The organism is Aromatoleum toluolicum, from assembly GCF_012911005.2.
In the GTDB taxonomy this organism is placed as follows: Bacteria; Pseudomonadota; Gammaproteobacteria; order Burkholderiales; family Rhodocyclaceae; genus Aromatoleum; species Aromatoleum toluolicum.
This window is the reverse complement of the sequence record NZ_WTVS01000005.1, coordinates 104979-130920: the sequence shown is the minus strand read 5'-3', so window position 1 is coordinate 130920 and position 25942 is coordinate 104979. Positions and strand designations below refer to the sequence as shown.

The 25942-nt window shown below is 68.8% G+C and carries 22 protein-coding genes; 4 read left to right on the top strand and 18 right to left on the bottom strand.

The features are described from left to right. Positions 1–63: 63 nt before the first annotated feature. Together GPA27_RS04155 and GPA27_RS04150 are read right to left on the bottom strand one after the other, a co-directional pair. Complete coding sequence (locus tag GPA27_RS04155; RefSeq protein ID WP_169138085.1) at positions 64–942, bottom strand: NAD(P)-dependent oxidoreductase; 879 nt, start codon at positions 940–942, stop codon at positions 64–66. Continuing rightward, on the bottom strand, positions 942–1826 hold the full coding sequence (locus tag GPA27_RS04150) for a 2-hydroxy-3-oxopropionate reductase (protein ID WP_169138083.1): 885 nt from the start codon (positions 1824–1826) through the stop codon (positions 942–944). The genes GPA27_RS04155 and GPA27_RS04150 overlap by 1 nt, the downstream gene beginning before the upstream one ends. A 49-nt stretch (positions 1827–1875) precedes the next feature. Between GPA27_RS04150 and ybiB the strand changes: the two genes are divergently transcribed. Next, positions 1876–2796, top strand: coding sequence for a DNA-binding protein YbiB (gene ybiB / locus GPA27_RS04145; RefSeq protein WP_169138081.1), 921 nt, complete (start codon positions 1876–1878; stop codon positions 2794–2796). A 128-nt stretch (positions 2797–2924) separates the two neighbouring features. On the opposite strand, the gene GPA27_RS04140 is transcribed toward ybiB, so the two are convergent. Then, complete coding sequence (locus GPA27_RS04140; protein ID WP_169138079.1) at positions 2925–3818, bottom strand: pirin family protein; 894 nt, start codon at positions 3816–3818, stop codon at positions 2925–2927. 99 nt (positions 3819–3917) lie between these two features. After that, on the bottom strand, positions 3918–4517 hold the full coding sequence (locus GPA27_RS04135) for an FMN-dependent NADH-azoreductase (RefSeq protein WP_169138077.1): 600 nt from the start codon (positions 4515–4517) through the stop codon (positions 3918–3920). Between the two features lie 232 nt (positions 4518–4749). Here GPA27_RS04135 and GPA27_RS04130 point away from each other — a divergent pair, with 232 nt between their 5' ends. Beyond that, positions 4750–5256, top strand: coding sequence for a disulfide bond formation protein B (locus GPA27_RS04130; protein ID WP_211164823.1), 507 nt, complete (start codon positions 4750–4752; stop codon positions 5254–5256). A gap of 18 nt (positions 5257–5274) precedes the next feature. Here GPA27_RS04130 and GPA27_RS04125 read toward each other — a convergent pair whose 3' ends face one another. The 6 genes from GPA27_RS04125 to GPA27_RS04100 form a co-directional block, all read right to left on the bottom strand. Then, entirely contained in the window at positions 5275–5592 is a 318-nt protein-coding gene (locus GPA27_RS04125) for a PilZ domain-containing protein (protein ID WP_169138075.1), read from the bottom strand. 97 nt (positions 5593–5689) lie between these two features. Further along, a complete protein-coding gene (locus GPA27_RS04120; protein WP_076603183.1) occupies positions 5690–5914 on the bottom strand; it encodes a YgaP family membrane protein in 225 nt (74 codons plus the stop codon). Further along, entirely contained in the window at positions 5911–9159 is a 3249-nt protein-coding gene (locus GPA27_RS04115) for an efflux RND transporter permease subunit (RefSeq protein WP_169138074.1), read from the bottom strand. The genes GPA27_RS04120 and GPA27_RS04115 overlap by 4 nt, the downstream gene beginning before the upstream one ends. A gap of 10 nt (positions 9160–9169) precedes the next feature. Then, positions 9170–10222 carry an efflux RND transporter periplasmic adaptor subunit gene (locus GPA27_RS04110; RefSeq protein WP_169138073.1) on the bottom strand — a complete coding sequence of 351 codons (1053 nt, stop codon included), beginning with the start codon at positions 10220–10222 and terminating at the stop codon, positions 9170–9172. Positions 10223–10294: 72 nt separating this feature from the next. Further along, complete coding sequence (locus GPA27_RS04105) at positions 10295–10687, bottom strand: sirohydrochlorin chelatase (RefSeq protein WP_169138072.1); 393 nt, start codon at positions 10685–10687, stop codon at positions 10295–10297. After that, positions 10684–11505, bottom strand: coding sequence for a tRNA threonylcarbamoyladenosine dehydratase (locus tag GPA27_RS04100; protein WP_169138071.1), 822 nt, complete (start codon positions 11503–11505; stop codon positions 10684–10686). Before GPA27_RS04100 ends, GPA27_RS04105 begins: the two co-directional genes overlap by 4 nt. 101 nt (positions 11506–11606) lie before the next feature. On the opposite strand from GPA27_RS04100, the gene GPA27_RS04095 reads away from it, so the two are divergent. Beyond that, positions 11607–12284 (top strand): tetratricopeptide repeat protein, encoded by a 678-nt coding sequence (locus GPA27_RS04095; RefSeq protein WP_169138070.1) that lies wholly within the window; start codon positions 11607–11609, stop codon positions 12282–12284. Between the two features lie 19 nt (positions 12285–12303). Here the strand turns inward: GPA27_RS04095 and GPA27_RS04090 are convergent, their stop codons facing one another. Further along, a complete protein-coding gene (locus tag GPA27_RS04090; protein ID WP_169138069.1) occupies positions 12304–13269 on the bottom strand; it encodes an MBL fold metallo-hydrolase in 966 nt (321 codons plus the stop codon). A gap of 116 nt (positions 13270–13385) precedes the next feature. On the opposite strand from GPA27_RS04090, the gene GPA27_RS04085 reads away from it, so the two are divergent. Further along, positions 13386–14552, top strand: a complete 1167-nt coding sequence (locus GPA27_RS04085) for a MalY/PatB family protein (RefSeq protein WP_169138068.1) — start codon at positions 13386–13388, stop codon at positions 14550–14552. A gap of 44 nt (positions 14553–14596) precedes the next feature. Here the strand turns inward: GPA27_RS04085 and GPA27_RS04080 are convergent, their stop codons facing one another. The 7 genes from GPA27_RS04080 to GPA27_RS04050 form a co-directional block, all read right to left on the bottom strand. Then, a complete protein-coding gene (locus tag GPA27_RS04080) occupies positions 14597–16642 on the bottom strand; it encodes a sigma-54-dependent Fis family transcriptional regulator (RefSeq protein WP_169138066.1) in 2046 nt (681 codons plus the stop codon). 363 nt (positions 16643–17005) lie between these two features. After that, the gene (locus GPA27_RS04075) at positions 17006–17653 is read right to left on the bottom strand and encodes a CoA transferase subunit B (RefSeq protein ID WP_169138064.1); all 648 of its coding nucleotides are present in this window, start codon (positions 17651–17653) and stop codon (positions 17006–17008) included. A 3-nt stretch (positions 17654–17656) separates the two neighbouring features. Continuing rightward, entirely contained in the window at positions 17657–18355 is a 699-nt protein-coding gene (locus GPA27_RS04070; RefSeq protein WP_169138062.1) for a CoA transferase subunit A, read from the bottom strand. Next, a complete protein-coding gene (locus GPA27_RS04065) occupies positions 18352–20373 on the bottom strand; it encodes an AMP-binding protein (RefSeq protein ID WP_169138060.1) in 2022 nt (673 codons plus the stop codon). Before GPA27_RS04065 ends, GPA27_RS04070 begins: the two co-directional genes overlap by 4 nt. A 133-nt stretch (positions 20374–20506) precedes the next feature. Continuing rightward, complete coding sequence (locus GPA27_RS04060; RefSeq protein ID WP_169138058.1) at positions 20507–21832, bottom strand: DUF1329 domain-containing protein; 1326 nt, start codon at positions 21830–21832, stop codon at positions 20507–20509. Between the two features lie 18 nt (positions 21833–21850). Then, positions 21851–23470, bottom strand: a complete 1620-nt coding sequence (locus tag GPA27_RS04055) for a DUF1302 family protein (RefSeq protein WP_169138057.1) — start codon at positions 23468–23470, stop codon at positions 21851–21853. 86 nt (positions 23471–23556) lie between these two features. Then, positions 23557–25932: an efflux RND transporter permease subunit gene (locus GPA27_RS04050; RefSeq protein WP_169138055.1), complete on the bottom strand. Its 2376-nt coding sequence runs from the start codon at positions 25930–25932 to the stop codon at positions 23557–23559. Positions 25933–25942: the final 10 nt, after the last annotated feature.

Below are 25942 nucleotides of genomic sequence, written 5' to 3'. Positions count from 1 at the left end.
CCCCTTGAAGGGGAGGGAGCTACGTTGTACCAACTTAAGTGCCGTACAGCGTGTAGCACTGCACTAGTCGGCCCTCCCGCTGGAGGCCTCCAGCACGCGGATCAGGCTCGACGTGTCGTCGTGCGCCCCACCCTGCGCCATCAATGCGTTGAGCTGTTGCCACACCTGCGCGGCGATCGGTAGCGGCGTACCCAGGCGCGCTGCTTCGTCCATCAGGATGCCGAAGTCCTTGTGATGCAGCCGCGCCTCGATGCCGGCGGCGAAATCCCGCCGGATCATCCGGTCCCCCATCACGTCGAGCATGCGCGACGAGGCCGAACCGCCCATCAAGGCCTCGCGGACCTTAGACGCATCGACGCCATGCGCCTGCGCGAGCAGCATTGCCTCGGCGCAGGCCTGGATCGCTGCGACCATCACCATCTGGTTGCACGCCTTGGCGACCTCGCCCGCGCCGTTGTCGCCCACGTGCACGATCGCGCGCGCGAAGGTCGCGAGCAGCGGACGCACGCGCTCCAGCACCGCGGCGTCGCCGCCGACCATCATCGCGACCGTGCCCGCCTCGGCCGCGACCGATCCGCCCGACACCGGCGCATCCAGCATCGCCGCCCCGCGTTTTGCCAGCGCGGCAGCGACACGGCGCGTCGTGCCGGGCGCGATGGTGCTCATGTCCACATGCACCCAGCCGGGCCGCGCGCCGTCGACGAAACCGCGCGCGCCCAGCGCGACGCGCTCCACGTCCTCGCTGGTCGTGATGATCGTGAAGGCGACGTCCGTCGCCGCGGCGAGTTCGGCCGGTGTCGCATGCACGACCGCGCCCGTGCCGGCGAAGGGCTCCACACTTTCGGGGCGACGCGCCCACAGGTGCAGCCGGTGGCCGGCGCGTTGCAGGTGTTGCGCCATCGGGCGCCCCATCGCGCCCAGGCCGACGAAACCGACCTCCATCAGTCCTGCCCCTCCCCGCCGCTCATGCGCTCGAGGAGCTTCAGCATCGCGATCGAGTCGTTCTCCCCGAGTCCGCTGCCGACCATCGCGTTGAGCATCTGCGCGGTCGCGGCCGAGGTCGGCAGCGCGAGGCCGAGGCGATGGGCCTCTTCCATCACGATGCGCAGGTCCTTCTGGTGCATCCACGCCTTGAAGCCGGGCTTGAAGTTGCGATCCAGCATGCGCTGGCCGTGGTTCTCCAGCACGCGCGAATAGGCGAAGCCGCCGAGCAGCGCCTCGCGCACCTTTGCGGCATCGACGCCGCTCTTTTTCGCGAAGTTCATCGCCTCGGCCACCGCCGCGACACCCACCCCGGTAAGGATCTGGTTGCACGCCTTGGCGACCTGGCCGGCGCCGCTCGCACCGATCAGCGACACCGTCTTGCCCAGCGCCTCGAAAGCGGGCTTCACGCGCTCGAAGGCGGCCGCGTCGCCGCCGACCATGATCGTCAGGGTCGCGTTGATCGCGCCGATCTCGCCACCGGACACCGGGGCGTCCAGCATCTCGATGCCGCGCGCCTTGAGCTTCGCCGCGATCGCCTGTGCCGCGGCCGGGGCAATCGTGCTCATGTCGACGAAGATCAGGCCGGGGCGGGCGCCCTCCGCGACGCCCTGGGGCCCAAGCGCGACGTGCTCGACGTCGGGCGCATCGGCGACCATGCTGATGACGACCTCCGCGCGCGATGCGAGCTCCGCGGCGTTCGCGCACTCACCCGCGCCGGCGTCGAGCAGCGGCTGCATCGACTCGCGCCGGCGGCTCCACACATGCACCTCGTGCCCGGCCTTCATCAGGTTCAGCGCCATCGGGCGCCCCATCAGGCCGAGGCCGATGAATCCGACTTCCATTTCGATTCTCCTGTGGCTCGAACGCGCATGGCGACGCATAATCTTCGCCATGACCTACGCCCCCATCATCAAGGAAATCGGCCGTGGCGCCAAGGGCGCGCGCGACCTCGACGCCGCGCAGGCGGAACAGTTGTTCGGCGACATGCTGGACGGCAAGGTGCCGGACCTGGAGCTCGGCGCGATCGTCATATCGCTGCGCATCAAGAGCGAGTCGCGCGACGAGCTGCTGGGCTTCAAGCGCGCGATCGACACCCGCTGCCCGCAGCTCGCGGTGCCGCCAGGCCCGCGCTGCGTGATCCTGCCGACCTACAACGGCGCACGCCGCCAGGCCAACCTGATGCCGCTCGTCGCGCTGCTGCTGGCGCGCGAAGGGGTACCGGTGCTGATCCAGGGGCGGCACGATTTCGAGTCGCGCGTGAGCCCGTTCGAACTGCTCGCGGCGCTAGCGATCCACCCGGCGCTCGGCATCGGGGACGCGCACCGCGAGCTCGCCGAAAAGCGCATAGCCTGCCTGCGCCTCGACGAACTGCTGCCGGGGCTAGACCACCTGCTCGCGCTGCGCCTGCGCCTGGGCGTACGCGGCAGCGGGCACACGATGGCGAAACTCGTCGACCCGTGCCTCGGACGCAGCGTGCGCGTCGTCGCCGTCACGCACCCGGAGTATCTCGAGCGCATGCACGAGTTCCTCGTCGCGGACGGCGGAAGGGCGGTGCTGATGCGCGGCACGGAGGGCGAGGCGTACGCGAATCCGCGCCGGCGGCCGGCGATGCAGGTGTTCCGCGACGGGCTCGCGGAGCTCGGCTGGCCGGCGGAAGAAGGCGGCGCGCCGCCGCTGGAGGGGCTGCCGGATGCGCCGGCGGTGGAAGAGAATGCCGCACTGATCCGCGCGATGCTGGCCGGCAAGATTCCCGTGCCGCAACCGGTGCTCGACCAGGCCGCGCTGCTCGTCCAGCTCGCCACCGAAGCCTGAACATCGACCTGAAGCACCTGCGCCCGGCAGGAGAGACCTCAACCGCGGCGAAAGCGCGGGGAAGGGAAACTCCCGCCGGGGCTAAAGCCTCTCCTGCCGGGCGCAGGAGCGGGGCTTGCGACTCGGCCTCAGCCCGGGATCGGCGCGAACCGTCCCTCCCGGTAGTCCGCCAGCGCCTGGTGGATCTCGGCCTGCGTGTTCATGACGAAGGGGCCGTATTGCGCAATTGGCTCGCCCAGCGGGCGGCCGGCGATCAGCAGCACACGCGCCGCGCGCTCTCCCGCTTCGATCACGACGCCATCCGCGGCGGCATCGTTCGCGAGGATCGCCATGCGCTGCACCGCCACCTGCGTACCGGCGACCGTGACGGCGCCGCGATACACGTAGATGAAGGCGTTGTGCTCCGCCGGCAGGGACTGCGCGAAACGGGCGCCCGCCGGCAGGTGGATGTCGAGGTAGAGCGGCGCAGTCGCGTCGCGCGTCACCGCACCGGTCACGCCGTGGCTCTCGCCGGCGATCACGGTCACCGCGGCGCCGGCCGCGGTCGTGAAGGACGGCAGCTCGCCCGCGGCGAAGTCCCGGTACCACGGCGCGCACATCTTGTCGTGCCCGGGCAGGTTCAGCCACAGCTGGAAGCCTTCCATCACGCCCTCTTCCTGCTCGGGCAGCTCGGAGTGGATCACGCCGCTGCCGGCCGTCATCCACTGCACGCCGCCGTTCTCGAGCAGGCCCTCGTGACCCGCGTTGTCGCGGTGGCGCATGCGGCCGGCGATCATGTAGGTGACGGTCTCGAAGCCGCGGTGCGGATGGTCGGGGAAGCCCGCGATGTAGTCGCCCGGATCGTTACTACCGAAGGCGTCGAGCATCAGGAAGGGATCGAGGCGACGCTGCAGCGGCTGGGTGAGCACGCGCGTGAGCTTGACGCCCGCCCCGTCGGAGGTGGCCTGCCCGGCCACGAGCCGTTCGACGCCGCGTGAGCGGGTGACGTCTGCGCTGCTGCGTTGCTGTTGCGTATCGGACATTGGTCTTGTCCTCCGTGTTGGGGTCGGGGGTGCTCTCTGTATTTCTTCCGGCGCCGGATCTATGTGTCCGGCGTCCGGGCATGCAAGGCTGGGCGTCGCTTACGCGAAAGCCGCCTCGATTTCGCGTTGGGCTTCGGCGAAGGCCTGTTGTTCCACCTCCGGCCCCATCGCCAGACCTTCCGCATAGACGAAGGTGATGTCGGTCATGCCGAGGAAGCCGAGCACGATCTTCAAGTAGGGCACCTGCGAATCCCAGTCCGTACCGCGATACTTGCCGCCGCGGGTCAGCGCGACGTACACCTTCTTGCCCTTCAGCAGGCCTTCGGGACCGTTCGCGGTGTATTGGAAGGTCTCCTTGGCGCGGGCGATCGCGTCGATCCAGTTCTTGAGCTGCGCCGGCACACCGAGGTTGTACATCGGCACGCCCAGCACGACGGCGTCGGCGGCCTTGATCTCGGCGATCAGCGCGTCGTCGAGCGCGACGCGTTCGGCCTGCGCCGGGGTGCGCTGCTCGGCGGGGGTGAAGAGCGCGCCGAGGGCCGCTTCGTCGAGGACCGGATGCGGGTTGCGGGCGAGGTCGCGGACGACGAGGCTGGCGCCGGGGTTCTCGGCGCGCAGACGCACGACGATGCTGTTGGCGAGACGGGTGGAAGCGGAACCTTCGCTACGGGCGCTGGAATTGACTTGCAGGATGTTCATTCGGTGCTCCATCGAAGTGGTTTGTCGATGGGGTCACTTTAGGGGAAGCATTGTTGCGGAAAAACCCGAATACCTGCACTTCACTGTTGCAGGATCTGCACCACCGTTTCGAGCGGCAGGATCGTCGCGCACGCACCCCGGAGGCGTGCGACGCAACTGAACTTTTCCCGTCGGCAGGGGACGAATGCGCCGGACTGACCTACAATCGCGCCTCATTCACCCGTTCATGCCCATGATGAATTCATTCGCACCGCCCTCCCGCATCGTCTTCCTCGGACTGTTTGCCGCCTGCGTCGGCGTGCTCGGGTTCGGGCTCTATCTGCAGCACTACGTCGGCCTCGAACCCTGCCCGATGTGCATCATGCAGCGCTATGCCTTCATCGCGGTCGCGCTGTTCGCGCTGGTCGCGGGGCTGCACAATCCGGGCCGGACGGGCACGCGCGCCTACGCGGGACTGATCCTCGTTGCCGCGCTGGCGGGCGCAGGCGTGGCCGCACGCCAGACCTGGATCCAGATCTATCCGCCGGAAATCGCCGAGTGCGGGCCGGACCTGGAATTCATGCTCGGCAGCTTCCCGCTGGCGGACGCCCTGCCGATGATCTTCCAGGGCGCGGGCGATTGCACCAAGATCGACTGGAGCTTCCTGGGACTTTCGATCGCGAACTGGTCGCTGGTGATGCTGACGCTGATCGCGATCGGGGCGAGCACGCTGATCGTGCGCGGAAAGCTCCGCGGCTGAAATCCTGAGCGGTGCGCGTCAGCCAACGACGCGCACGGTCGTCCCGCCGATCTCGTACAGGCCCTGCCCGACCGCGTGGCAGCGCTTCACTTCGAGCCGGGTCACGAGCGGCGGGCGCGACGATATCGCGCCGTTGGTGCCAGGCACCGAGACCATCACTTCGAGGACTTCGGCCTCGCCGGGCACGTAGGGCGCTCGCAGGGTCATCCCGCCGACGCTGATCTCTACGCATTCGGCCCGCACCGTTTCACCGGTTTTCAGCCGGATGACGGCGGGGCAGCCGAGCGGGATGCGGCGGTCGAGCCGCCGTTCGATGTGGGACGCGCGATCGTTCATGGGCCGGGCCGGCTGCAGGGTCGATGACAGACCGATTGTAGCCCTGCACCGTCATCCACGCTGAATCCTTTCGCGGTCCGTCCCCGCGCTCGATAGATCAGCGACAGCCCGCGCTGTCCGGCACGCCGGCCTTGCGCAGGAAGATCTCCAGCGGGCAGAAGCGCGTGAAGCCGCTCTGGAACAGGTTTGCGCCGACGAAGGCGGTGAACCACAGGAAGTTCTTGCTCACGAACAGCGGCGAGCCGTCGACGCCGAGCGCGAGCGAGATCAGCACGAAGGCGCCGGCGAAGATGCGGACGAACTGGTTGACGGTCAGCGTCATGGTGTTTCTCCTTGCAGTTGCGCGATGCGACCCCGCATCGCGGCGAAATACAGCACCGGTATGACCACCAGCGTCAGCACGGTGGACACGAAGATGCCGAAGATCAGGCTGATTGCCAGCCCGTTGAAGATGGGGTCGTCGAGAATGAAGAGCGCGCCGATCATCGCCGCCAGCGCGGTCAGGCCGATCGGCTTGGCGCGCACGGCCGCCGCGCGGATCACCGCCTCGCCGAGCTCGACGCCCGCGCACACCTGCTGATTGACGAAATCCACGAGCAGGATCGAGTTGCGCACGATGATGCCGGCGAGCGCGATCATGCCGATCATCGAGGTCGCCGTGAAATGCGCGCCGAGCAGTGCGTGGCCGGGCATCACGCCGATGATCGTGAGCGGGATCGGCGCCATGATGATGAGCGGCACGAGGTAGCTGCGGAACTGCGCGACGACCAGCAGGTAGATCAGGATCAGGCCGACCGCGTAGGCGGCGCCCATGTCGCGGAAGGTTTCAAAAGTGACCTGCCACTCGCCGTCCCACTTCACGCTGAAGCCCGCGTAGGCCTCCGCGGGCTGGCGGATGAACCATTCGTCCAGCCTCCCGGCGAGGCCCGGCGCGCCGGCGAGCGGCATGTCGCGGATCTGCGCGCGGATGTCGAACATGCCGTAGAGCGGCGAATCCAGATGGCCGCTCATGTCGCCCGTCACGTACACGACGGGCAGCAGGTCCTTGCGGTAGATCACCTGCTCGCGCGTGCTCTCCTGCACCGTGACGAGTTCCGACACCGACACCAGCGTGCCGTCGCGTGCACGCACCTTGAGCGCGAGCAGCGCGTCGACGCTGGACTGGCGCTCGGACGGCAGCTGGATGCGCACCGGGATCTCGTACTTGTTGTCGCCGCCGTGGATCGGTGTGACGTCCTCGCCGGACAGCCCGAGGCGCACGACCTCGACGATGTCGGCCTGGGCCACGCCCATGCGCGCGGCCTTGGCCTGATCGACGCGCAGCACGAGCTTGGGCGCGGCCTCGTCGACGGTGTCGTCGACATCCACGATGTCCGCCGTGCCCTCGAACGCTGCGCGGACCTTGCGCGCAACCAGGGTCTGGCCCGCGTAGTCCGGCCCGTACACCTCGGCGACGATGGGCGACAGCACCGGCGGGCCGGGCGGCACCTCGACGGTCTTCGCGTTGCCGCCCGCCGCGCGCGCAATGCGCGTGACCTCGGCGCGCACGGCGGTGGCGATCTCGTGGCTCTTGCGATCGCGATGCGCCTTGTCGACCAGGTTCACCTGGATATCGCCGACCTCGGGGCCGCTGCGCAGGTAGTACTGGCGCACCAGGCCGTTGAAGTTGATCGGGCTCGCGGTGCCGGCGTAGGCCTGCCAGTCGCTGACCTCCTCGACCGTGCCGAGGTATCCGCCGATATCCCGCAGCACGCGCGCGGTTTCCTCGACCGGCGTATCGACCGGCATGTCGAGCACGACCTGGAACTCGCTCTTGTTGTCGAGCGGCAGCATCTTCAGCGCGACGAGCTTGAACACCGGCAGCGCGACCGACACGACGATCAGCGCGACGACGATCAGCCACAGCTTGAGGCGCGCGCCGCCGCCGCGCACGGGGTCGAGCATCGGCGACATGGTGCGGCGGAAGACGCGGTCGAGGCGTGCGGTGAGCTTGTCCTCGCCCTCGTGGTGGTGCGCATCGACGGATTTGAGGAGGCGCTGCGCGAGCCACGGCGTCACGACGAACGCCACCGCGAGCGAGATGAACATGCCCATCGACGCGTTGATCGGGATCGGGCTCATGTACGGCCCCATCAGGCCGGTGACGAAGGCCATCGGCAGCAGCGCCGCGATCACCGTGAAGGTCGCGAGGATCGTCGGCCCGCCGACCTCGTCCACCGCGCGCGGGATGAGCTGCCACAGCGGCGTGTCGGGCTCCAGCGTGTGCCAGCGGTGGATGTTCTCCACCACAACGATCGCGTCATCGACGAGGATGCCGATCGAGAAGATCAGCGCGAAAAGGCTGACGCGATTGAGCGTGAAACCCCACGCCCAGGACGCGAACAGCGTCGCCGCGAGTGTCAGGCCCACCGCGACGCCGACAATCAGCGCCTCGCGCCGGCCGAGCGCGAAGAACACCAGCAGCACGACCGCGGAGGTCGCGAACACGAGCTTGCCGATCAGCGTGTTGGCCTTGTCGTTGGCGGTCTGGCCGTAGTTGCGCGTGACGGTGAACTGCACGCCCTCGGGGATCAGCTCGCCGCGCAGCGCCTCGGCGCGCGCGAGCACGTCATCGGCGACATCCGCGGCGTTCGCACCCGGCTTCTTCGACACCGCCAGCGTGACCGCGGGGAACACGCCCCGCTCGGCGATGCCGACCTTGTCCGCGGCCGCGCCGGTGCCGAACCACACGTACTGCGTCGGCTGGTCCGGGCCGTCCTCGATGCGCGCGACGTCGCGCATGAACACCGGCTTGCCGCCAGCGGCGCCGACGACGAGGCTGCGCACGTCCTCGGCCGATTCGAGATAGGTGCCGGTCTGCACCAGCACCTCGCGGTTGCCGGCGACGAGGCTGCCCGCCGGCTGCGACGCGTTCGCGAGTTGCAGTGCCGCGCGCACGTCCTGCGCGGTGACGCCGTGTGCATTCATGCGCTGGGTGTCCATCAGCACGCGCACGACGTGCCCCGGTCCACCGATGGTCGTGACGTCGCGCGTGCCCTCGATGCGCTTGATCTCGAGCTCCACCGCGCGCGACACCTGCTGCATGTCGAAGCCGGTGCGCTCCGGGTCGGCAGTCCAGAAGGTCAGGCTCACGATCGGCACGTCGTCGATGCCCTTGGGCTTGACGATGGGCTCGCCGACGCCGAGCTGCGGGCTCAGCCAGTCCTTGTTCGAATGCACGGTGTCGTAGAGGCGCACCAATGCGTCCTGGTTCGGCACGCCGACCTCGAACTGCACCGTGATCACCGCCATGCCGGGGCGCGACACGGAATACACGTGCTCGACACCCGCCATGCGCGACAGGACCTGTTCGGCGGGGCGCGCGACCAGCGCCTCGACGTCGCGCGCGGAGGCGCCCGGGAAGGGCACCAGCACGTTCGCCATCGTGACGTCGATCTGCGGCTCTTCCTCCTTGGGCGTCACGAGCGTCGCGAACACGCCCATCAGCAGCAGGATCAGCGCGAGGAGCGGCGTCAGCGCGTTGCGCTGGAAGGCGCCGGCGATGCGGCCGGAGATGCCGAGGCTCATCGATGCCCCCTCAGCGCGCGGCGCCGCTGCGGGCGGCACGCATCACAATGCCGGCCTGCACCGGATCGAGCGCGACCTCCTCGCCCCCGGCGAGCCCCGCCAGCACCTCGACGCTGCCGTCCTCCAGCGGCTCGCCCGCGCGGATCTGGCGCAGCGCGAAGCCGCCCTTGCCGTCGGCGACGTAGACGCCGGTCACTTCGCCGCGGCGCAGGATTGCAGCGGCCGGGACGGCGATGCGCGAGCCTTCGCCGGTCGCGAAATGCACGCGCGCGAAGGTCCCCGGCACGAGGCCTTCGGCGTTCGCTGGCAGGTCGACACGCACGCGCACCGTGTGCGTGCGCGGATCGGCCGCCGGCAACACCGTGACGCTCGCGGCATCGAGCCAGCGGCCGGAATCGGGCAGCTCGACACGCGCGCGGATCTGCCCGGGCACGAGGCCGGCGAGGCGCTGCTGCGGCACATCAACCACGGCACGCATCGCTGCGGGGTCGTACACGGTCACGAGCTGCCGCCCCGGCTGCGCCATCTCGCCGAGCTCGACGTGGCGCGCCGCGACCAGCCCCGCGAGCGGCGCGACGATCGTCGTGTAGCCTTGCACCGTCGCCGCCTGGCCGCGCCCCGCGCGCGCCGCGCGCAGCTGGGCCTCGGCGGCGTCGAACGACGCCCTGGCCTGATCGAGCGCCGACTGGCTGACGAACTTGCGCTCGACGAGCGTCTTCGTGCGCTCGTACGCCGCTTTCGCGTTGATCTGATTGGCCTGGGCCTGCGCGATGCCGGCTTCGGCGCCGGCGACGGCCTGGCTCGCCTCGGCCGCGTCGATGCGCAGCAGCACCTGCCCCTTCGCGACGCGGTCGCCGGCATCGACCTTGAGTTCGACGATGCGACCGGGGACCTGCGCCGCGAGCGTGGCCTGGTGCACCGCCTCCAGCGTGGCCTCGGCAGGATGGGTCAGGCCGACCGCGCGCGCCTCGATGCGCTGCGTCGGCACCTGCGCCTGCGCCAGGGGAGCAATGACCAGCGCAAGCGCAGGCAACACGATCCGGATGATGGAATATCTCGTCATGAATATAAGTTTATTCTTATATTCAGCCGAGTCAACAGGAATGAGGGCAACCGCTATGCGTTGCCGGGCCGCTCAGTCCGCGGCGGAAGCCACCCCGCTGCACCCCAGCGCGTAGCGCGCCATCGCGGCGATCACGCCGTCCGCCTCGCCGACCGCTGGCGCGAGCGTGATCTCGCAACCGGGATGAAGCGCGCGCGCGCTGGCGAGGAGCCGGGGCACGTCGCTCTTCAGATGCCCGCCCTGGGCGATGAACATCGGCACGACGGTGATATGCCGCATGCCGTCGCGCGCCAGCGCGGCGATCGCGTCTTCGAGCGTCGGCGTCATGAATTCGAGGAAGGCCAACTCGACGCGCAGCCCGGGCGCCTGCGTGCGCAGATGATCGCGCGTGCGCTGCATCGGCCGCGCCCATTCGGGATCGCGGGCGCCGTGTCCGAACAGCACCACCGCATGTGCGTCGCTCATGATTCGCTCTCGACAGTTTCGGAACTGGCGTCGACCGGCGGCGCGAGCAGACGTTCGATCGCGCGCGCGGCGGCGAACATGCCGACCGAGGCCGTCACCGCGACGCTCGAGCCGTAGCCCGCGCACGCCAGCCCCTGCGGCCCGTGCGGCAGGTCGCACGCGAGGTCGTCGAGGCGCAGCGGCTCGCACGAATACACCGCCTCGATGCCGAACGGGCGCTTGGGATTGCGCGGAAAGCCGTGCTCGCTGCGCAGGCGCTTCCTCACCTTGGCGAGCAGCGGGTCCTGCTCGGTGCGCGACAGGTCGTCGACGCGGATGCGGCCCGGATCGGTCTTGCCGCCGGCGCCGCCGGCGACGATCAGCGGGATGCGCCGCCGACGGCACACCAGCACGATCGCGACCTTGGCGCGCACGTTGTCGATCGCATCGACAACGACGTCGAAGCCCTGCAGCAGGTCCGCCGCGTTGTCCGTCGTGACGAAATCCTCGACCACCTCGACACGCGCATGCGGATTGATCGCACGGATGCGCTCGGCCATCGCCAGCACCTTGGCCTGTCCCAGCGTCGGGTCGAGCGCGTGGATCTGGCGATTGATGTTTGACTCGGCGACATGGTCGAGATCGATCAGCGTGATGCGCCCCACGCCGCTGCGCGCCAGCGCTTCCGCGATCCACGAGCCGACGCCGCCGACGCCGATCACGCACGCATGCGCGGCGTCTAGGCGCGCGGGCGCATCGGCCCCGTACAGGCGGGCGATGCCGCCGAAACGGCGCTCGCGATCGACTTCGACAGGGGATTCGGGACTGGGGCCGGACATGGCAATTACCGTTGCACGCAGAAGCGCGGATGTTACCGCAGCGCGGCCGCGATGAACTCGCCTGCGCGCCTCCGCTCCAATGGGCCATTGGAGGACCCACGATGCGCCATCTGGCATGCCGTACGCTGCTGGCCGCCGGCCTGCTCGGCACCGCAACCGCCCACGCCCCCGCCCGCGCCGATTCCACGCCCCCGGCCGCGCTCGCGCAAAACGCGGTCAGCGCCTACGAGGCCGGCCGTTTCGACGAAGCCGCGCAGCTCTTCGACCGCGCCGCGCGCGCCGGCAACCGGCTCGCCCAGTTCAACCTCGCGATGATGCTGTTCCGCAAGGAGACCGCCGCGCCGGAACCCGACGCCGCATGGCGCTGGCTCAGGCGAGCGGCCGGCGCGGGCCTCGCGCAGGCACAGTTCAACTTCGCGCTGCTGTACGACCGCGGCAGCGGCGTCGCTAAATCGCTCCCCATCGCGGCGGAGTGGTACCGCCGCGCCGCCGAGCAGGGGCACACGGACGCCCAGGTCAACCTCGCGACCATGTACTACGTCGGCCACGGCATGCCGCTGGATTTCACGGCGGCCGCGCGCTGGTACCTCGCCGCGGCGCGCGCGGGGCACGCCGGCGCGCAGTACATCGTCGCTTCGATGTACGAATCGGGAGAAGGGGTGCCCGCGGACCTTCGCCAGGCCGAGCACTGGTACGCGCAGGCGGCACTGCAGGGCGACGCGGCGGCGCGGGCGAAGTACGAGGCGCTGCAGGCCCGCCCCGCCGACGCGACGCCCTAGACGCCGGGCGCGTCGCGGATCAGGCGGTGCTCAGCTCGCGCAGCGCACAGTCGTCGAGCCAGATCCCCAGGCCCTGCGCATTGAGCTCGAGATCGGTCCGCAGCACCCTGAAGATTTCCTCTTCCGACAGCGGCCAGCCATGACGTTCGGCCTCCTCGCGCACGATCTGCTCCAGCCCCGCGAGGATCTCGACGTGGCGGGCGACCCCATCCCCGCGCGCCGCGCGCGCGACCGCGATCTGGGTGTCGATCAGCCGGTGCAGGTCCGCGGCGAGCCGGTCCACGCCGGTCACGCGGCTGTAGTGGGTCAGGTACATCGCATCGGGGCGATAGCTCACCAGCCGGTCGATCGACTCGTGCAGCGCGTCCGGTTCGAACTGCGTCGGCGTCGTCGTCGGATACACCGACGGCCGGCCATCGACGTCGAACTCGCGGTACGACAGCCCGAAGGTGTCGCCGGAGAAGAAGGCGCGCGCGGTCTCGTCCCAGATGCAGATGTGGTGCTTCGCATGCCCCGGCGTGTGCAGGATGCGCAGCCTGCGCGTACCCAGATCGAGGACCATGTCCTCCTCGGTGGCGACGATGCGCCCGGCCTCGACCGGCGCCAGCCGACCGTACAACGCGAAGGCGCGCTCCGCGCCGTACACGGCGGACGTGCCTTCCCACAGCTTCGCCGGATCGATCATGTGGCGCGCGCCGCGCGGATGGACGACGAGCTTCGCGTTCGGGAACGCGCACATCAGGCTGCCGGCGCCGCCGGCGTGATCGAGGTGGATATGCGTCAGGATCACCCACTGCACGCGCTCCGGCACGATCCCGGCCGCGGCCAGCGCCGTCAACACGCGCGGCGCCGACGCATTGGTGCCGGTGTCCACGACGGCGGCACGCCCCTCGTGGATGATCAGGTGAATGGCCGCAAGGCCGGGGTGGCAGTAGCCGGAGTCCACCGCGAGAATGCCATCGGGGTGGGCCGTGAGGTGTTGCACGATTGTCTTCCTCCAACGCCAGCGGGTCGTTTTTGTGTAATTGTATCCCTCGCCCACGGACAATTCCCGAAGGGAAATCCCCAACCTACCCATTCCACCACGCAGGATCCGCAACCATGTCCTCCGCGCCATTCGATTTCGACCACGTTCCCGACCGCCGTGCCGTGCCCGGCGAGAAATGGAGCCGCTACGCCGGACGCGACGTGCTGCCGCTGTGGGTCGCGGACATGGACTTCCCCGCGCCGCCGCCGGTCATCGATGCGATCCGCGCACGCATCGACCACCGCGTCTTCGGCTACACCGACCCCTGGCCCAGCATCTCGGAAGCCGTCATCGACGGCATCGCCCGCGACCACGGCTGGCGCATCGAGGCGGACTGGATCGTGTGGCTGCCGGGCGTCGTCACCGGCTTCAACCTCGCGTGCCGCGCCACCGGCGAAGCCGGCGACGAAGTGTTCACCGCGACTCCCGTATATCCGCCCTTCCTCACCGCGCCCGGCAACAGCGACCGGCGCCTGGTCACGCGCGCGCTGAAACTCGATAAGGGCCGCTGGGGGTGGGACCGCGCGGAAGTGGAAGATGCCATCACCGCGCGCACGCGCCTGCTGATGCTATGCAACCCGCACAACCCGGTCGGCCGCGTGTTCGACCGCGATGAACTCACCTGGCTCGCCGGCCTCGCCGAACGGCACGACCTGACGATCTGTTCCGACGAGATCCACTGCGGCCTGGTCCTCGATCCGGCCACGCCACACATCCCGATCGCCGCGCTCGACGCAGCGACCGCCCGCCGCACGATCACGCTGATGGCGCCGTCCAAGACGTGGAACATCCCCGCGCTCTACTGCGCGCTGGCGATCATTCCCGATCCCGGGCTGCGCCGACGCTTCCGCCACGAGATGCGCGGCGTCGTCCCGCACAACAACCTGCTCGGCCTTGTCGCCGCCGAAGCCGCATACCGCGACGGCGGGCCGTGGCGCGCGGCCCTGCTCGACTACCTGCGCGGCAACCTCGACCTGGTGCTGGACGCCGTCGCGTCGATGCCCGGCCTCGCGACGACGCGGCCCGAAGCGACCTACCTCGCGTGGATCGACTGCCGCGGCGCCGGCCTCGAAGACCCGATGCGCTTCTTCGAGGACGCCGGCGTCGGCCTGTCCGATGGCGCCCCCTTCGGCATGCCCGGCTTCGTGCGCCTGAACTTCGGCTGCCCGCGCGCGCTCCTCGGCGAAGCGCTGCGGCGCATGCAGGGCGCCCTGCATGCGCGGCTCGCGGACCAGGCGTAGCCGCGCAGGCGGCGCGAGAAATCGCGCAGGTTCTGATTACGCCTTCAGCCGGCGCGCCCCCGTCCGATGTCGTGCTCCAGGCCGTACAGCTTCACCTTCTGGTACAGCGTGCTCTTCGCGATGTCGAGCTCGCGCGCGGCGCGCGTGAGGTTGCCGTGGGTGGCGGCGATCGCGCGGCGGATCAGCTCCGCCTCGCTCTCCGCGATGCTGCCCACCGGCACCTTGGTCGCGAGCGCGCCGAGCGCGGTCGCGACCGGCGCGCTGACCGGGGGATCGGCCATGCCGAGCAGCTCCGGCGGCAGCGCGTCGATACCGACGCACTCGCCGTCGCTCATCAGCAGCACGCTCTCGACGACGTTCCTCAGTTCGCGCACGTTGCCCGGCCAGTTGTAGCCCTCGAGCCGGGCGAGGAGCTCGTCGTCGAAACGGCGCGGACCGAGCTCGTGCTGTTTCGAGAAGCGCTCGACGAAGTGCCGGGCGAGTTCGCGCACGTCGCCGACGCGATCGCGCAGCGGCGGGATGCGGATCGAGGTCACCGCGACGCGGTAGAAGAAGTCCATGCGGAAGCGGCCATCGGCGACTTCCTTGCGCAGGTCGCGGTGGGTCGCGGCGATGAGGCGGAAGCTGACCTTGCGCGGCACGTTCTCGCCCAGGCGGTAGATCTCGCTCTGCTCGAGCACGCGCAGCAGATGCGGCTGCAGGTCGAGCGGCATCTCGCCGATCTCGTCGAGGAACAGCGTGCCGCCGTTGGCCGCCTCGATCTTGCCGACCATGCCGCCGCGCCGCGCGCCGGTGAAGGCACCGTCGACATAGCCGAAAAGCTCGCTGGCGAGGAGCTCGCGCGACAGGCCGCCGCAGTTCAGCGCGACGTAGGGGCCGTCGCGGAAGGGGCTGGCCTTGTGCAGGCCCTGGGCGAACTCCTCCTTGCCGACACCCGTCTCGCCCAGCAGCAGCACCGGCACCTTGGAGCGCGCGAGCTGGTCGGCCTTGCGCACGGCTTCGCGCAGCGCGGGGTCGCCGGTGATGATGGCGGTGAAACCGGAGGGCATGTCGTTCGCGGCCACCGCCGACTCGCGGGCGAGGCGGCGTGCGCCTTCCCCGGAGATGGCGCGCCCGATGCGCGGCAGCGGCAGCACGAGCAGGGTGCCGAGGCGCTGCCCCTGTGCGCCATATACCGGCTCCAGCCAGTCGGGCTGCAGCCAAACGGGAAGCGCCGGCGTGCGCACGAGTTCGCCGTTGTCGCCGACCGCCAACGCCATGATGCGGCGCGGCGCGGATAGGTCGAGGTCGGCACCGAGCGCGGTCATCGCCGCCTGCGCGATCTCGTTGGCGCGCACCGGATAGCCGCGGCGGTCGAACAGCACGAGGCCGTCGGTGCCGTTGGTCCAGCGCTGCAGCGAGGCTTCGAGGAGGTGGTAGCGCCGCTCCATCTCGCGCATCGCGATCTTGTTCTCGATGCGGCTCGCGGTCGTGACGACCAGCGCCAGGCTCTGGCGGTTGTAGGTTTCGGACAGGCCGGAGACGTCGACCACGCCGATGATCTCGCCGTCGTGCGGGTGGCGGATCACCGTCGCCGAACAGGTCCAGCGCTTGATTCCCGCGCAATAGTGCTCGGCGGAGTGGATCTGCACCGGTTCACCGACTGCCAGCGCGGTGCCGATCGCGTTCGTGCCGCAGATGCGTTCGCTCCACGAGACCCCCGGCAGCAGGTGGATGCTCTCGGCGGTCCCGATGGTCGGATTGTCGCCCTCCATCGTCAGGATCGTGCAGCTCGTGTCGGCCAGCGCCATCACGGTGCCGGTTTCGGCGAGGAAATCGCGCGCACAGGCCATGATCGGGGCGCTGGCCAGCAACAGCTCGCCGTGGTGTTCCTTCATCGAAGCCAGCATCGACTCTTCGACCGGAGGCGGTGCGCTGCGCTTGTCGGGATCGACGTTGTGCTGCTGGCAACGCTGCCACGAACGGTCGACGAGCGTGCGCAAGGAATCGGACGGACGGCTCTCGCCGTCGAGAAAGCGCTCCCACGCTGCCATCACGGCGGCGTCGCTACCCGGGTCGGAAAACATCTGCCCTTCGGGCACCCGTGTCATCAAGTCTCTCCTCCGGTAAGCGCTCTCCGCCGCGAGCCGCGTCGTGCGCGGCCAGTTGGACCGGGTCCTGTAAGTTCTGCAGGCGAAAGCGCGTTGTGTGTGTTTTGCGGTGCGTGAAGTCTCCGGCGAAAGCGCGTGCAACGAGGTGCTCGCGTCTAGAAATCATAGCAAAGGAGATGCCAGAAACAGGATTTGCTTAAACTGTTTTTCGCTCGCGCCGCGGAACCCTTTCGCGGGGGAAATGGCCCAACGCCCTTCGCGCAGCCCTGCTCGCCGCGGTGGCCTTCCGCGAGGGGCGACCGTACGATTTCCGGACGCTTCCGTCCGAACGGCGTTCGAAAATCGTACGGTCGGCCGGACGGATCAGGCGGGCATGAGCTCGCCGGGTTCGATCGGTGCGCCGGTGCAGGCGAGGACGTCGCCGACATCGACGCCCGGCGCGGTTTCGACGAGGCGCAGGCCGGTCGGGGTGACGTCGAGCACGCACAGGTCGGTGATGATGCGGTTCACGACGCCGACGCCGGTGAGCGGCAGCTCGCAGTGGCGCAGGATCTTCGGCGCGCCGTCCTTGCTGCAGTGCTCCATCATCACGATCACGCGCCGCACGCCGGCGACGAGGTCCATCGCGCCGCCCATGCCCTTCACGAGCTTGCCGGGGATCATCCAGTTGGCGAGGTCGCCGTGCTCGCTGACCTGCATCGCGCCGAGGATCGCGAGGTCGATGTGGCCGCCGCGGATCATCGCGAAGGAGTCGGCGCTGCTGAAGATGCTGCTGCCGGCGAGCGTCGTGACGGTCTGCTTGCCGGCGTTGATGAGATCGGCGTCGACCTCGGATTCGGTCGGGAACGGGCCGATGCCGAGCAGGCCGTTTTCAGACTGCAGCCACACGTCCATGCCGGGCGGGATGTGGTTCGCGACCAGGGTCGGCATGCCGATGCCGAGGTTCACGTAGAAGCCGCTGCGCAGTTCCTGCGCGGCGCGGCGCGCCATGTCGTTGCGTGTCCAGGCCATGACTTACTCCTGCCGTGTCGTGCGTTGTTCGATGTGCTTCGCCGGGCGCGGATTGACGACGATGCGCTGGACGAAGACGCCGGGGGTGTGGATGTGGTCGGGGTCGAGGGTGCCGTTCTCGACCAGCTCCTCGACTTCGGCGACGGTGATGCGGCCGGCGGTCGCGACGACCGGGTTGAAGTTGCGCGCGGTCTTGCGATACACGAGGTTGCCCGCGCGGTCCGCCTTCCACGCCTTCACCAGCGCGATGTCGGCGGTGAGCGAGCGCTCCAGCAGGTAGCGCTTGCCGTCGATGTCGCGCTCCTCCTTGCCTTCGGCCACCAGCGTGCCGACGCCGGTGCGGGTGTAGAAGGCCGGGATGCCGGCACCGCCCGCGCGCAGCTTCTCGGCGAGCGTGCCCTGCGGCGTGAGCTCGACCTCCAGCTCGCCGGACAGGAGCTGGCGCTCGAATTCGGCGTTCTCGCCGACGTAGGACGCGACCATCTTGCGGATCTGCCGCGTCGCGAGCAGCAGGCCGAGACCGACGCCGTCCACGCCGGCGTTGTTGCTGATCACGGTCAGGTCCTTGACCTTCGCGTCGCGCAGGCCGTGGATCAGCATCTCGGGGATGCCGCACAGGCCGAAGCCGCCGACGGCGACGGTCTGGCCGTCGCGCACGACTTCCGCCAGCGCGGCCTGCGCATCGGGGTAAAGCTTGCTCATGATGTTCTCCTCGTGTGTGAATCAGGTTGGCAGCGCATCGGCCGCAACCGGGCGGGGGCCCGGCCCAGCGCGCCGACGGCTTCGATTGCGTCGGGGTTCTCGATGGAGGACAGGTCGCCGAGCCCGGTGCCGAGGTAGGCGCCGCGCATCACGCGTCGCACCGTCTTGCCGTTGCGGGTCTTGGGGATCGCGTCGACGCGATGCACGCGGGCGGGGCGCAGCGGCTTGCCGAGCTGACGCCCGACGTGCTCGACGAGCTCGGCTTCCACCTCGTCCCAAGGACGACCGGCCAGATCGCGGTCCGCGACGGTGACGAAGCACACGACGGCCTCGCCCTTGATCGCGTCGGGCACGCCGACCGCGACCGCCTCGACGACCAGCGGATGCGACACCAGCGCCGATTCGAAATCGGCGGGCCCGACGCGCTTGCCGGCGACCTTGATGGTGTCGTCGCTGCGCCCATGCACGAACCAGTGGCCGTCCTCGTCAATGCGCGCCCAGTCGCCATGCACCCACACGTCGGGCCACACCGACCAGTACGCGTCGCGGTAGCGGTCGGGGTCGCGCCAGAAGCCGTTGGTCATGCCGGGCCAGGGTTGCCTGATCGCGAGCTCGCCGACGCTGCCGCGCACCGGGCGGCCTTCGGCGTCGAGCACGTCGGCGGCGACGCCGGGGATGGCCCCGTTGAACGAACCGGGCTTCTGCGACAGGCCGGGGAAACACGCGAGGATGCCGCCGCCGATCTCGGTGCCGCCCGAGTAGTTGATGATCGGCCGGCGCGAGCGGCCGACCTGCTCGAACAGCCACAGCCACGGCGCCTCGTTCCACGCCTCGCCGGTCGAGCCGAACACCCGCAGCGTCGCGATCGAGTGCGGCGCCGGAATGCTGCCTTCATGCGCCATCAGCAGGCGCACGAGCGTCGGCGACAGGCCGAAATGCGTGACGCCGTGGCGTTCGACGACCTCCCACAGGCGGCCCGCATCGGGGTAGTCGGGCGTGCCTTCGTAGAACACGAGGGTCGCGCCGAGCATCAGGCCGCCGTAGACCATCCACGGCCCCATCAGCCAGCCCATGTCGGTGACCCACATCAGCGTGTCGTCGGCGCGCAGGTCGAAGGCCATCTGCAGGTCCTGCGCCGCCTTCACCGGGAAGCCGGCGTGCGTGTGCACGACGCCCTTGGGCTTGCCGGTGGTGCCGGAGGTGTAGATCAGCATCAGGGTCTGCTCGGCGGGAAAGGCCGTCAGCGGGCAGGTGGACACCGACACGGGCAGCCGCCGGAAGTCGAACTCGATGCAGTCGCCGCTCGCGCCCCCCCTCCCGCCTACCTCGGCGCTGAGGCCGGAGCCGAGACGGTCGACGACGATGAGCTGGCGCAGCGAGGGGCATTCCCTGACCGCGGCGCGGGCATCCGCGAGCATGTCGACGCGCTTGCCGCGGCGGTAGTAGCCGTTCGCGCACACGAGCAGCCGCGCGTCGCAGTCCTGCACGCGCTGTGCCACCGAATCCGCGCCGTAACCGGAGAAGAACGGGATGAAGATCGCGCCGATGCGCGTCGCCGCGAGCATCATCACGGCCGCCTCGGGGATCATCGGCAGGTAGAGCGCGATGCGGTCGCCCTCGCCTACGCCGAGCGCGCGCAGGCCGGCGGCGACGCGCTCGACCTCGGCCGCGAGCTCCGCGTAGCTGATCGTGCGCAGTTCGCCGCGGTCGCCTTCCCAGCGGATCGCGATCTTCGTCGGCGTCGCGCGGGCGTGCCTGCCGACAAGGTTGTCGACGAGGTCGAGCCGCCCGCCGACGAACCACTTGGGCCACATGACGCCGCCCGAAAGATCGAGCGTCTGCCGGTACGGCGTCACCCAGCGCAGGTCGATCGCGTCGAGCACCTGGTCCCAGAAGCGCGCCGGCTCGCAGGCCGCGCGCTCGCGCAGTGCGTCGAGGTCGCGGTCGCCGTGGCGGCGGATGAAGCGTGCGAGCTGCGTGTCGGCCCAGTCGCAGCCCGTCGCGGTATAGGTGTTCATGGCAGGGTCCTCCCTGGTCGATGTCGCTGCCGCGATGTGCGCCGTCCTTCCCCGCGAAAAGTGTCCGCCCCGAACGTGATTGGGGCGGACCAAAGGGGAGACTGCGGTTTCGGCGCGCCTCGCGGCGACGCGGTCAGCGACCCGTCCCGGTCGCGACTTCCTCGAGGACGTTCAGCGACACGTCGGTGTCCTTCACGCCTTTCGGATTCGATTTCATGTTCGACGACCAGTTGGTCGCATGGCCGCGCTTGACGTCGATGATGTGGCCGACGACCGGCATCACCGCCTTGTAGCCGTCGTCGCCCGTGTCAGGCCGATTCTGGAAGATGAACATCTTCCAGAACTCGCCCTTGCGGTCGAGCGCGTAGCCCAGGTAGGGGCGCGGGAAATCGACCTCGATGTACGCGACCTTCTTGCTGTACGGATGCTCGGCGGGCGGCGTGCCTTCCACGACGTACACCTCGCGCGGCTCCCACTCGACGTCCTTCGCCGGATTGGCGAACGGCGGCTCGGCCATGTTGATGCGCGGGAAGCGCTTCTGCGGTTCGCTCCATGGCTGCGTGGTGTCGACGCTGACCTCCGGGCTGTGCGCGATCGCGAGCACCCAGCGCTTCTCGACGAGTTTGTTCTGCGTGTACTTGGTCGGCCACGCGTCCCAGATGTCCCAGTCGTCGTAGAGCTGGTCGGTGCCGCCGATCGGGTCCATCCACGCGCCGCCCGAGAGGCGCCGCGTGCGCCGCACCGACTTCAGGTAGGCGTACGAGTCGTCCGGCTTGGCCGAGTCGGGCTGGTTGTAGCGCACCGAGAAGGTCCCCAGGCCGCGGATGTCCTGCGGGTAGTGGGCGACGAAATAGGTCTTCTGCGAGATGTCGCCGTCGCCGACCGAGATCGGCCCACCGTCGAGCCGCCCTTCCATGTAGTAGCGGCGCGACTGGAAAGCCTGCACGCGCTCGTAGCCCTTCTTCGCGTCGAGGAACACCCAGGCGATGTCACGCAGATCCATCGTCGCCCCGTAGGTCGCCGCGCGCAGGTTCCAGATCACCTTGTCGCCCGCGTTCGGGTCGTCCATCTTGATCGTCTCGGGCGGGAACGGCATGCCCGCCTTCCAGCCGCTGATCGTGCGGTCGGCGGGATTGAACTTGACCTCCTTCGACCACTTCTTCGTCGCCTCGACGTACTTCGGGTCCATCTCGATCTTCTTCGAGTTCGCGATCTTGATCGTCAGACCATAGTTCGTGATCATCCACTCGAGCTTCTCGGGGATCATGCTGGCTATGGTCTTGCCCTCGAAGGTGTCGTTCTTGACGCTCGCGAGGTTGTCCTTGGTGATGATGAAGCCGGGCTCGAGCACCTTGGCGTGCGCGCCGTGGGCGCCGAGCAGGAGCATCAGGCCGAGGGTGCCGCCGGTCGCGAGTTGCCGCACCGAGGGACGGGCGGCGGGTCGGAGTTGCTTGTGCATGGTGTGTCTCCTCTTTTTTCAGAACTGCCGGGTCAAGCGGAAAACGAGCTGGCTGGCGTTGTCGAAGTAGCCGAAGAGCTGCGAGCGCTGGCCGCTGAAGGCCACCTTGTTCGAACGGTTGCCGCTCCAGAAGATGTCCGCCTCGATGCGCGCGAGCCATTCGTCGTTGAGCGTCAGCGACAGGCTGGGGATCGCGAAGCCGCCGCCGTGGCTGAGGTCGAAGCCGATCGCGAAACCCGGGTTGATCGTGTCGTTGCGGTAGTTCAGCGTCGTGAAGGCGGTGAGGATGGTGTTGTGCTCGGTGAGCGGCGTGCCGTACGCAAAGAGACGCACGAGGTCGTCCGACTCCTTGAAGTTCAGCACCTGCGTGTCGAACAGCTGGATCGACGAGAACGAGGGCCGCGACGTGCCGAAGATCCCTTGCAGGTCGAGGTCCTTGTCGATGCGCAGCATCGTCGTCAGCGTGTCCTTGAGCTTCACGCCGCCGAGGCCGATGCCGACGTTGCCGGGCACCACCGGATCGAGGAACGCGCCCGTCCCGATGTTGTAGGGCTGATCCTTGGTGTAGGCCATCTCGGCGCTGAGCACGGCGTCGAGCGTCGCGCTGTAGCCGCTGACGGTCATGCCGTAGACGTCGATCTGCGGGTGGATGCGGTCGAACACCGCGCCTTCGGGCGCCTTCTTGTAGGGCCTGAACGCCGAGTTCGCGACCGGGTCGGCCGAGAAGGTCGTGAGCCACGCCAAGGAGTAGTTCAGGCCGAAGGCCTCGCCCGACCAGCGCACGCCGCCCGTGACGTCGCGGTAGTCGCCCGACGGGTGGTCACAGTCCTTGTCGGTGACCGCCGTGAGGTCGAAGCCGCGGTAGGGCTGGAAGAACCAGCGCCCGCCCTGGATATCGTAGGTGTTGCCGATGTCCTGGCAGCGGTCGACGCCGGGGCGGATGTAGGCCGCCAGCATGCCGTCGGCCTCGGGCACGCGGATCTTGGTCGAGATCAGCGTCAGCGGCTTGCGCCACTCCTCGTTCTCGCCCTCGAAGAACAGGCGCCACGACAGGTCGTAGCCGTGCACCAGGTCCATCGCGTGGAAGAAGTCCGACTCGCCCCACACCAGCTGCTGCTTGCCGGCCTTGACGGTGACGCGCTCGCCCAACGGGATCTCGGCCCAGAACTCGCGGATCTCGCCGCGGTTGTAGTTGTCGAGGATGCTGTTCGCGTGGCCGCCCTGGTCCGTGCCGTTCGTTTCGCGCAGGCGCTCGAGGTCCTTCAGGTAGTCGGTCTTGTATTCGCGATCGACGCGGCCGATCGCCTTCCACTTGACCGCACCGGTCTTCGCGTCGGCGTCGAGCAGCAGCGAGCCGCGCACCATCGACAACTTGCCCTTGCTCTTCTCGCCGATCGCCTTGAGCTCCGGCTGATCCTCGAGGTTCACCGACACCCAGCCGCGCGCATAGCCCGACAGGTTGAAACTGAAGTCGTCGGCGGCCCACGACTTCACGGCTGCGTCGCCCGACTGCAAAGCCGCGACCTCATAGTTCGCCGTCAGCTCCGCACCGTGTGCGGACCCGCCTGCGAACCCGGCCAGGGCGGCGGCCACCGCCAGCACCGACGCCCTGATCTTCGATACTCCCTTGCTCCTCATCTCCTCGCTCCTTTTCGTTTTGTCACTGCTCTGAAGGGGTCACGGGCGGACGCGGCAGCTTGCCCGTCGCGTCCGCCGGGGGTGGGTCAGCCGACCAGCACGGGCTCGGCCTGCTCGATGGGACGGCGCTTGCTGCCGACGATGAATTCCGGACGGAACACATAGACCAGGGCCGGCATGATGAAGAGCGCGCTGAACGCCGAGATGAACAGCCACAGCGCGATCAGCACGCCCATGTCGGCCTGCAGGCGCAAGGAGGAGAAGTGCCACAGCACGACACTGGTGATCAGCGTCATCGCCGTGATCAGCACGCCCTTGCCGGGGCCCGTCAGCGCATTGACGATCGCGCGCTCGACGTTGTGCGAGCGGTGCAGGTTCTCGCGGATGCCATCGACGATGTAGAAGGTGTAATCGACGCCCAGCCCGATGCCGAGCGCGACCACCGGCAGCGTGTTGATGTTCATGCCGATGCCCTGCCACGCCATGTAGCTGAAGGTGATCGTGTTCGACAGCAGCACGGGGATCATGAAGAACACGCCCGCGACCGTGGAGCGGTAGGTGATCGTGCAGCACACCACCAGCACCAGCAGCGCGAGCGCGATGGCCTCGATCTGCCCGGCGAGGATCACCTCGTTCACCGCCGCCAGCACGCCGACGAGGCCGCCCGCAAGCAGGTACTCGGCGTTCTTCACCGGATGCTGCTCGACGTAGTCGCGCACGCGCGCCACCGCGGTGCGGATCGTCTCGCCCTGATGGTCGCGGAAGAACAGCGTCACCGCGCCGTTCTTCGCGTCGGCATCGGCGTAGCGGTCCATGTCGCCCGGGTCCGAGCCGGACACGAACATGTACATCAGCTCGCTGTTCTCGTCGGCGCTCTTCCCGAGCTCCTGGTACATCGGGTTGCCTTCGCGCAGCACCCGGTTCACCTGCGGCAGGATGTCCGCGAGCGAGATGCTGCCGCCGACCTCCGGCTGCGCTTCCATGTACTTCTGGAAGCGCGTCATGCTCGAGAGCACCTCGGGCTCGCGCAGCGCCCCCGGCTCCTTGCCGGCGACGACGACGAACATCCGGTCGGAGCCCTGGAACTGGCGGTTGATCTGCGCCGCGTCGCGGTTGTAGCTCGAGTCCGGCCACAGGATCGGCGATCCGGGGTTCGCGTCGCCGACCTTGAGGTTGAACGCGTACAGCCCCGACACGACGAACACCACACCGGCCATCCCGAGCACCGCGTAGCGCCAGCGCGTCGTGACGATCGCCGAGCACAGCCCGAGGATGCGCATCAGCAGCGGATTGATGTTCACCGGGTGGATGAAGCGCTGATGCGCGCCGAACCACGACAGCATCACCGGCGTCAGGACCAGCGCGCTCACCGCGATCGTCAGCACCCACACCGTGCCGATGAAGGAGATCTTCTGCAGCAGCGGGATCGGCGTCAGCGCGACGACCAGCACACAGCCGGCATCGGCGACGATCGCCAGCATGCTCGGCTTGAACAGGTTGCGCGCGCTGGCCCTTGCGGCCGCCGCGGCGCTGGGCGTGCCCTGCCGCGTCTCGTCGTCGAAGCGCGCGATGAGCTGCACCGAGTTCGAGATCGCCTGCGCGGTGATCAGGAAGGCGACGACGACGACCAGCGGATCGAGGTGGAAGCCCATCAGGCGCGCGGCCCCCAGCGCCCACACCGCGCTCACCAGCCCGGCGAGCAACGGCAGCACCGTGCCGTGCCAGGTGCGCGTGATCAGGCACAGCAGCACGACCAGCGCCGCCACCGCAATGAAGAAGATCGTCAGCGTCTCGTGCAGGTAGTGATTCACCCAGCCGTAGAGCACCGGCTCGCCGACGATGCGCACCTGGACGCCGTCACCCTCCGCCTCGTCCGCCAGCTTCATCAGCTGGTTGAAGGCCCTCGTGTAGTTCATGTTGCCGTCGCTGAAGTCGAGCGTGACGAGCGTCGCCTTCAGGTCCGTCGACACATAGGGGCCGTAGACCAGCGGGTTGTTCAGCACGGACGCCTTCAGCGCCGCGAGTTCGGCGTCACCCTGCGGCAGGTCGGGCCACATCAGCGGCCGCGACTCCACGCCCTCGGTCGAGGCGCGCACCTCCTTGATCTTCTTCGACGCGAGCGAAATGATCTGGTAGGTATCGACGCCCTCGACCTGCTGCAGGTCGACGGTGAGCTTCTGCACCTTGCCGAGCACGACGGGGTTGAAGATGTCCCCCTGCTCCGTCTCCAGCATGATGCTGACCATGTTCGAGCCGCCGAAGGTCTGCTTGAAGCGCTGGTTCACCTCGACGTAGGGATGGTTGCGCGGCAGCAGATCGCTGAAGACGGTCTTCACCTCGATCTGGCTCGCCAGGTAGCCCATCACCAGCGTCACGAGCGCCACCGCGACGACGACCAGCGCGCGGAAGCGGATGAGGAAGGCGAAGGCCGCGTCGACCTTGCCGAATGTCGTGTTCTTCATCCTCGCCCCC

Excerpts from the sequence above, each read along its gene's own strand:
- GPA27_RS04055 (WP_169138057.1), bottom strand. The coding sequence starts at position 23,470 with ATGAGGAGCAAGGGAGTATCGAAGATCAGGGCGTCGGTGCTGGCGGTG.
- GPA27_RS04105 (WP_169138072.1), bottom strand. The coding sequence starts at position 10,687 with ATGAGCGACGCACATGCGGTGGTGCTGTTCGGACACGGCGCCCGCGAT.
- GPA27_RS04100 (WP_169138071.1), bottom strand. The coding sequence starts at position 11,505 with ATGTCCGGCCCCAGTCCCGAATCCCCTGTCGAAGTCGATCGCGAGCGC.
- GPA27_RS04070 (WP_169138062.1), bottom strand. The coding sequence starts at position 18,355 with ATGAGCAAGCTTTACCCCGATGCGCAGGCCGCGCTGGCGGAAGTCGTG.
- GPA27_RS04065 (WP_169138060.1), bottom strand. The coding sequence starts at position 20,373 with ATGAACACCTATACCGCGACGGGCTGCGACTGGGCCGACACGCAGCTC.
- GPA27_RS04125 (WP_169138075.1), bottom strand. The coding sequence starts at position 5,592 with ATGAACGATCGCGCGTCCCACATCGAACGGCGGCTCGACCGCCGCATC.
- GPA27_RS04155 (WP_169138085.1), bottom strand. The coding sequence starts at position 942 with ATGGAGGTCGGTTTCGTCGGCCTGGGCGCGATGGGGCGCCCGATGGCG.
- GPA27_RS04120 (WP_076603183.1), bottom strand. The coding sequence starts at position 5,914 with ATGACGCTGACCGTCAACCAGTTCGTCCGCATCTTCGCCGGCGCCTTC.
- GPA27_RS04050 (WP_169138055.1), bottom strand. The coding sequence starts at position 25,932 with ATGAAGAACACGACATTCGGCAAGGTCGACGCGGCCTTCGCCTTCCTC.
- GPA27_RS04075 (WP_169138064.1), bottom strand. The coding sequence starts at position 17,653 with ATGGCCTGGACACGCAACGACATGGCGCGCCGCGCCGCGCAGGAACTG.
- GPA27_RS04150 (WP_169138083.1), bottom strand. The coding sequence starts at position 1,826 with ATGGAAGTCGGATTCATCGGCCTCGGCCTGATGGGGCGCCCGATGGCG.
- GPA27_RS04060 (WP_169138058.1), bottom strand. The coding sequence starts at position 21,832 with ATGCACAAGCAACTCCGACCCGCCGCCCGTCCCTCGGTGCGGCAACTC.
- GPA27_RS04080 (WP_169138066.1), bottom strand. The coding sequence starts at position 16,642 with ATGACACGGGTGCCCGAAGGGCAGATGTTTTCCGACCCGGGTAGCGAC.
- GPA27_RS04085 (WP_169138068.1), top strand. The coding sequence starts at position 13,386 with ATGTCCTCCGCGCCATTCGATTTCGACCACGTTCCCGACCGCCGTGCC.
- ybiB (WP_169138081.1), top strand. The coding sequence starts at position 1,876 with ATGACCTACGCCCCCATCATCAAGGAAATCGGCCGTGGCGCCAAGGGC.
- GPA27_RS04110 (WP_169138073.1), bottom strand. The coding sequence starts at position 10,222 with ATGACGAGATATTCCATCATCCGGATCGTGTTGCCTGCGCTTGCGCTG.
- GPA27_RS04130 (WP_211164823.1), top strand. The coding sequence starts at position 4,750 with ATGATGAATTCATTCGCACCGCCCTCCCGCATCGTCTTCCTCGGACTG.
- GPA27_RS04095 (WP_169138070.1), top strand. The coding sequence starts at position 11,607 with ATGCGCCATCTGGCATGCCGTACGCTGCTGGCCGCCGGCCTGCTCGGC.
- GPA27_RS04135 (WP_169138077.1), bottom strand. The coding sequence starts at position 4,517 with ATGAACATCCTGCAAGTCAATTCCAGCGCCCGTAGCGAAGGTTCCGCT.
- GPA27_RS04140 (WP_169138079.1), bottom strand. The coding sequence starts at position 3,818 with ATGTCCGATACGCAACAGCAACGCAGCAGCGCAGACGTCACCCGCTCA.
- GPA27_RS04115 (WP_169138074.1), bottom strand. The coding sequence starts at position 9,159 with ATGAGCCTCGGCATCTCCGGCCGCATCGCCGGCGCCTTCCAGCGCAAC.